Raw genomic sequence first — 6,410 nt, 5'->3', positions numbered from 1 at the left:
GGACAGTTTGAATTATCATTTACGCTCAAACTTTTCATATTGCAATACGAATTTGAGATGCTTAAATAATGCTCAAATTTGTCCAACATCCTCTGCTTACCCCAGCCAGACCTCATAACGAACCAGCTTCGCTATTTACAACAACAAAATTCACTAATTCAAGCTCCTAGAGGTCTTTATGACCGTCTATTGAACATATCTTCTTTATTGTGGAAGTCATTTTCTCAATAAAGAAAAAAAGGACATTATTCCGCGTAAAAAACATCAGAACCTCATATTCTCCATATACTTATGAAAATTATTGCGCTAATTTGCGAATACGGTTCGTTACGAGTTGTTTCATGCGGTTGGTGACTTGTTAGTTGCCACAGCTGGCAACGCTCTGTTTTAAAGAGGGACATTCAACAGCAGAGCGGAGCGAATCGAGTTCATGCTGGCTTTTCGCAGTTTCTCATAATGTTCGATCGCCCCGGCGAGCCCGAGCATGGAATCTAGAAAGACAGCATGAACCGATTTGCGCAGTGAGCGCCTTATGCCTTTTTGCTCTTTGCTCCATACCTCTGCCTCTGCACCAACCACACCTCATCCCCATTACAAAAAAACCAATTTTGCCGTAAAGCACACAGTTGTATTATAATTTCATTATATAGGTGAAACGGCGATATATTTAAATAGAAGGGGGTGTATCGGGCAGTGAAATTGCTTTCTGAATATGTGGGGCTGAATTTGTGGCTTCTGGGGATTTCAATCGTTTTTTTCGCTTATGACGGGACGATAACGCCTGTCGAAGGTACGATTCTTTTATTTTTAGTAGCAGTGTGCATCATCAACTTGTCAAAAATAATGAACTACCTTTTTGGCGTGAAAAACAATCCGTAGCCGCGTTCTATCACCAGGACTGACGGGGACAGACTTGCGAACGCATTGTTCGCTATCAGCAAAAAATAACCGTTTCGGGTCAATGCCCGCAACGGTTATTTCCATTTCCCTGCTATCCTTCAAGCGCCTTCGCTACCATCTCTGCATACGCCTTGGCGCCTGCCTTTTTGAGATGAACGCCATCGTCGCCAAAGTAATCCTTCTCATCCTCACTAGCCGCAAACCAGTCAATTAGGGACACGTTATTTTTGTCTGCTGTGAAATCGCCAATCATTTCATTGACTTTATCTTGCCAATCACGCGGTACCCGCGTATTGACGAGAAGAACCTTGCGCTCCTTGCCGATGGCGTCCAAAAGAGACGTCAGCTGTTTTTTTGTAAACGCCCCATTCGTTCCAAGCTCGATAACGACGATGCCCCCAAGCTTGCCATCCTTCTTCAGCTGCTCAACAAGCGTTATCGCTTGTTTCATTTGTCTGCCTACCTTGCCGTCTATTTGAATGCCCGGCACCAGCTTCTCCAAATATGGAGCCGCGTCCAAAATAACCGAATCGCCTATTACCGTGATACCATCTGACGCCTTCCCTACAGAGCCTGCAGATGCTGATCCCTGAGTACCGGATGATATCGCAGGTTTTGAGCTAGCTGATGCTGGTAATGTTGTCTTAGGAGCAGATGATGGCTTCGGAGTGGGCATCGTCATAGATGAAGGAGTTACTTTTAGATCTGATGATGGATGAGATGCTGGTTTATTAGATGCTGACGTTACTGACCCTGGAACCGATGATCCCGATATCATTGAACCTGAACCTGTCTCTCCATCCGGCTGCCCGTTTCCCTTTGACGATGCTGCCGGTGTCAACGACGGGTCCAAAGCCCCCTCCGTCACATCAATCTCACCAGGTGACATCCCCGTCCCCAGCGGCGGGCCCTCCTCTCCTAAATCCGCCGCCCCGTGCTCCGTCATCTCATTGCCGCTCCCTATTGTCGCCTCTTCTTCCTGCTGGCCGGAAGCTAGACCTGCTACTGCCGCATTGACTTTAATCCCTCCAGGCAGGCTCGAGTATGCGACCAGGCAGCCGCCGAGTACAACCAGTGCCATTATGGCCGCCAACGATTCTCTTCCCAGACGATTAAAGCCGCTTTTTTCCCGAAAGCCGTGAATTAGACTTCCGAACTCGCCTTGACGGATTGGCACCTCAACATACCGGTATGAAAGCTCAGCTAAAGCCAGCGTAGCTGCCAATTGAAGCATGGCTCTAAGCGGATGAAACTCCTGTGCCTCGGCAAGCGGTGTCGACAGCGCGATAATAGGAAAATGATATAAATAAATGCCGTAGGAACGAACGCCGATCCAGCGGAGCGGCCTGCTTCCGAACAAAACGGATAACCGGCTAGCCGGGTGCGCCAGCACCGCCGTAGCTGCGGCCGTAGCAATCGCTACCAGCAGCATGCCGCCCCTGTATAGCCAATCGTCATATTGTCCGACGCGGGCGATAAAGTACGCGATGACGAGCAGGCTTACTACACCAATAGTGTCCACAATTCGCCTGTCTCCACGGCTTAGCGTCTCTGATAGACGCCCGCTCGGGCACATTACGGCAAGTGCTGCTCCAATTAACAAAGCAAAGGCTCTCGTATCCGTTCCATAATAAACTCTGCTTGGATCCTCCCCCGGCTGATAGAGCAGTGCCATCAGAAGCGCGGAGCAAGCCGCAGCGCCAAGCAGCCATAACGCCAGCTTCCCTCTCTTCGGCACAAAGCGAAGCAGAACCACCAGTACCAAAGGCCATACCAGATAAAACTGTTCTTCCACCGCCAGCGACCAGATATGGCCAAACGGCGATGGCGGTCCAAAACGTTCAAAGTAAGAAACATTCTGAAAAATCATTTGCCAATTGTATACGTAGGTAAGTGAAGAGAGCAGTTCTCCCCTTAAGGAATGAAAGCGGCCCGTATCGGTAATGACGAGCCATAACGAGACGGCTGCAATCATCAGCAGCATAGCTGGCAGCAATCTTCTTGCCCGCCTTATCCAGAAAGACTTCAGATCAAATCGTCCGTGATTGGCCCGCTGCATAAATAAAATATCGGTAATCAAATAACCGGAGAGAACGAAAAACACCGTCACGCCCATTAGCCCTCCGGGCATTCCAGGCAGATGCAGATGGTAAGCGATAACAGCAAGTACAGCAATGGCGCGCAAACCATCCAGTCCCGGCATGTAACGTCTGTTCGCGCGGGTTGAATCCGGCATCTCAGGCTGCCTCCTCTTTCTCCGATTCCGGCTCTAAAAAGGGTCGATATCGTACCAGACGTGTTACACTTCGGATTAAGTTGCTGATTCTCCTGCATGCTGAGAAAAATCGTTTTCGACATGAGAAAAGGAAATTGCTGCTAGATGTCGAACTAAGTTTGGTTGTGACGAAAATGACAGTTTATCTGGCTAAACACCTTGCCAGCCTTGCCATTCTGAATCAATAACGATAAGCTATTGCTGAAATGTTAGCCAGCTGAAAATGTGGAATGACGCTACCGGGAAAGCTGCATAATTGGATAAATGCATCATTGTAATACTCTATTGCCGGCCTATTGTTATATGCCATCATATTGCCGGCTGCTTGCCTGCTCTTCCCTGTCTGACTTACAGGCATGAACGTTTACCTTGCCTCTTCACACAGCGGCGCTTTAACGCAACATTTTACAATGATAGATTCAATAGAAATGACATTACGAATAAAGTGGTGAAACCTCTATGATTCGGGCCATACTGGTAGACGACGAACGGCTCGCTCTGCAGCAATTGATTCATTTAATGAAAGATTGGGACAATATTGAGGTGATAGCCTCCTATACCGAACCTTTACAGGCTATTAAAGAAGCCTCGGCTCAAAAACCGGATGTCGTTTTTCTCGATATCAACATGCCGGAGCTGAACGGCCTGCAGGCAGCTGAACTCATTCAGAGCGCCTATCCCGCCGCAGATATCGTGTTCATTACCGCACATGACGATTTTGCCCTGGAAGCATTCGACGTCAATGCACTGGACTATGTTCTGAAGCCGATTCATCGGGCACGGCTGGCGAAGACGATACAGCGATTGGAAAAGAGATATTCTGGCGTCATTCAAAAGCCAGCGGTTCAACTGAGTCCCCCTTCAAACCGCCCTGTTGTCTACTGCTTGCAAACCTTGCGCTATACAGCCGCAATTCACCAGACGACGGCCGTATTCAAATGGAGGACATCCAAAGCACAGGAATTGTTCGCTTACCTGCTGCACCACCGGGAACGTTTTGTCAGCAAAGATGCCTTGCTGGAGCTGCTATGGCCGGGCGATGATTTGAAGAAAGCGTCGACGCATCTCTATACGACGGTCTATCAGGTCAGGCAGTGCTTGAAGCAAGCCGGTCTCCCTATTGAAATCGGTAATATTAGCGGTGGCGAGGGCTACATCTTACATCTGGGCGAAGTGGGCAATGACGCCGACCTTTGGGAAAAAGGAATCAATGAACTGCCTCCGCTTCAAGCATCCAATTGCAGCCAGCATCAGAATTGGTTCGATTACTATGAAGGCGATTATTTTGGCGGCTATGATTATATGTGGGCAGAGAGCGAACGGCAGCGGCTTCGTACCGTATGGCTGCATCATGCGATGCAATTAGCTTCCTTTTATGCAGACAGCAGCCAGCAGATTCAGGCATTGAAAGTGTATAAACGGATCGTTGCTCTGCAGCCCTATTACGAAGAGGCCCATTTCGGGCTCATGAAGCTGCATGACCGCAATGGCGAGAGATGGGCTGTAGAAGAGCAATACCGTTCCTTGCACAAGCTGATGGAGGAAGAGCTGGGTATCGATATACCCGAGCACATTCAGCAGTGGCATCAATCCTGGACGATCCGGAACGGACGAATTGAAACTTAATCCTCTCCATGTTCAGATATTGTTCAGATATTGTTCAGACATTCCCATTACTCTTAGTTTTGTATAAAGGAGGAATTGGAAATGGAAGAATTGAAAGTAATGATTGTAGACGATGCGGCCTTCATGCGGAAAACGTTACGGGCAATCATCGAAAATATAGGTCATCAGGTTATTGCGGAGGCTGAGAACGGTGTGGAAGCCATCCGGCTATTCAAGCTGCTGCAGCCTGATCTCATTACGATGGACATTACGATGCCGGAGATGGACGGAATAAGCGCAGTCAAAGAAATCAAAGCCATCAGCTCCGATATCAAAATCATTATGTGCTCCGCCATGGGCCAGCGCGCGCTAATTATTGAAGCGCTGCAGGCCGGAGCAAACGACTTTATCGTCAAGCCATTTCACTCAGACCGGATCGCTCATGCGATTGAAGACTTGATGTCCAGGTAATTTTATATAAGAAAATAGAAATCATATTTCGTATAAACTATCTAGGAGTGATAATCCGGTGGAATTACTGACTCATTACGCGGTTCCGGTTCTAATCATTTTTTTCTTCCTGTATCGCAGATTCAAACGCACGGTAGGCTTCCAGCCTTATAATCCGAGAAGGCTGAAAGTCAGAATCGGCATTTTTTCCGTTATCGGCATCCTGTTATTGACCGCAGGCTTTACCAAGCCGCAGTTGTTCGCTTTTGATGCGGTTGGCTTGGCGTTAGGTGCGGTTATCGTTTATTTTGCAATCAAGCATTCACGGTTTGAGCAGCGGGAGGATACTCTCTATTACCGTACACATATTGCCATTGAAGCTTTCGTCGTCGCTTTGTTTGTCGGCAGAATCGCTTACCGCTTCTTGATTACGTTCACAAGCGGGAGCGGCGCAGCTCAGACAGCAGTAAATGGGAATGCTGTGCAAATGCAGCAGTTCGCCGGTGACCCCTGGACTGCGCTCGTCTTCTATATTCTAATCACTTACTACATCGGCTTCTACTTATTCGTTCTTCGCAACAGCGCCAAACTGACAACTGCTTCCTAGCCATCTCCGCTAGCGCCGTGTCCGGGCTCCCTCCTCTCACATACAGTGATATCGACCTACATGCAAAGGGGTGAGGCTGTCATGCCTGCTTATCGCATAATCGTCGATTTGTCAGACCGAACACTTTATCTGCTGGACAGCGATATCGTCGTCCGTGCCTTTCCCGTCGGTATCGGCCGAATGGTTACAGAGACTCCTACAGGCGAATTTATGATCATCAACAAGCAACCCAATCCCGGCGGTCCGTTCGGGGCGTTCTGGATGGGCCTGTCCAAGCCGCACTATGGCATACATGGCACGAACGATCCCTCCTCCATCGGACATCTAGTATCACACGGATGCATTCGAATGTACAACGAAGATGTCGTTGCCTTATCGCAAATCGTCCCTATCCATACAAGGGTTACGATCCGGCCTTGATTCGCTAATCATTAGAAATCATAGCTGGAATGCAGCATTCTATATTAAGTGTACAAAAGAAACCGTTTTTCCGTAGATGGCAGTTGGAATCTCCATTTTACGAAAGAACGGTTTCTTATTGTTTTTCAATATGCAACTTCAAAGCTAAGTCGC

The 6,410-nt window shown here is 48.2% G+C and carries 7 protein-coding genes; 5 read left to right on the top strand and 2 right to left on the bottom strand.

The genetic code is table 11. The features are described 5' to 3' along the window. Nucleotides 1-387: 387 nt before the first annotated feature. On the bottom strand, nt 388-579 hold the full coding sequence (locus TY10_RS30720) for a hypothetical protein (RefSeq protein WP_042160349.1): 192 nt from the start codon (nt 577-579) through the stop codon (nt 388-390). A gap of 114 nt (nt 580-693) precedes the next feature. Between TY10_RS30720 and TY10_RS02755 the strand changes: the two genes are divergently transcribed. Then, on the top strand, nt 694-879 hold the full coding sequence (locus TY10_RS02755) for a hypothetical protein (RefSeq protein ID WP_042160348.1): 186 nt from the start codon (nt 694-696) through the stop codon (nt 877-879). 112 nt (nt 880-991) lie between these two features. Here the strand turns inward: TY10_RS02755 and TY10_RS02750 are convergent, their stop codons facing one another. Beyond that, nucleotides 992-3,136, bottom strand: a complete 2,145-nt coding sequence (locus TY10_RS02750; protein ID WP_042160345.1) for an acyltransferase family protein — start codon at nt 3,134-3,136, stop codon at nt 992-994. Between the two features lie 498 nt (nt 3,137-3,634). On the opposite strand from TY10_RS02750, the gene TY10_RS02745 reads away from it, so the two are divergent. The 4 genes from TY10_RS02745 (at nt 3,635) to TY10_RS02730 (ending at nt 6,257) form a co-directional block, all read left to right on the top strand. Continuing rightward, nucleotides 3,635-4,801, top strand: a complete 1,167-nt coding sequence (locus TY10_RS02745; protein ID WP_052350316.1) for a response regulator — start codon at nt 3,635-3,637, stop codon at nt 4,799-4,801. A gap of 81 nt (nt 4,802-4,882) precedes the next feature. Continuing rightward, complete coding sequence (locus TY10_RS02740) at nt 4,883-5,251, top strand: response regulator (RefSeq protein ID WP_042160343.1); 369 nt, start codon at nt 4,883-4,885, stop codon at nt 5,249-5,251. Nucleotides 5,252-5,309: 58 nt separating this feature from the next. Next, a complete protein-coding gene (locus TY10_RS02735; RefSeq protein WP_052350315.1) occupies nt 5,310-5,837 on the top strand; it encodes a CcdC protein domain-containing protein in 528 nt (175 codons plus the stop codon). 81 nt (nt 5,838-5,918) lie between these two features. Further along, nucleotides 5,919-6,257 carry a L,D-transpeptidase gene (locus TY10_RS02730; protein WP_042160341.1) on the top strand — a complete coding sequence of 113 codons (339 nt, stop codon included), beginning with the start codon at nt 5,919-5,921 and terminating at the stop codon, nt 6,255-6,257. Nucleotides 6,258-6,410: the final 153 nt, after the last annotated feature.

Source organism: Paenibacillus gorillae (assembly GCF_000513275.1).
GTDB lineage: Bacteria > Bacillota > Bacilli > Paenibacillales > Paenibacillaceae > Pristimantibacillus > Pristimantibacillus gorillae.
The sequence above is the reverse complement of the archived record's forward strand: the minus strand, read 5'-3'. Positions and strand labels throughout refer to the sequence as shown.

Coding starts and splice junctions, on each gene's coding strand:
- TY10_RS02750 (WP_042160345.1), bottom strand. CDS start 3,136: ATGCCGGATTCAACCCGCGCGAACAGACGTTACATGCCGGGACTGGAT.
- TY10_RS02745 (WP_052350316.1), top strand. CDS start 3,635: ATGATTCGGGCCATACTGGTAGACGACGAACGGCTCGCTCTGCAGCAA.
- TY10_RS02740 (WP_042160343.1), top strand. CDS start 4,883: ATGGAAGAATTGAAAGTAATGATTGTAGACGATGCGGCCTTCATGCGG.
- TY10_RS02730 (WP_042160341.1), top strand. CDS start 5,919: ATGCCTGCTTATCGCATAATCGTCGATTTGTCAGACCGAACACTTTAT.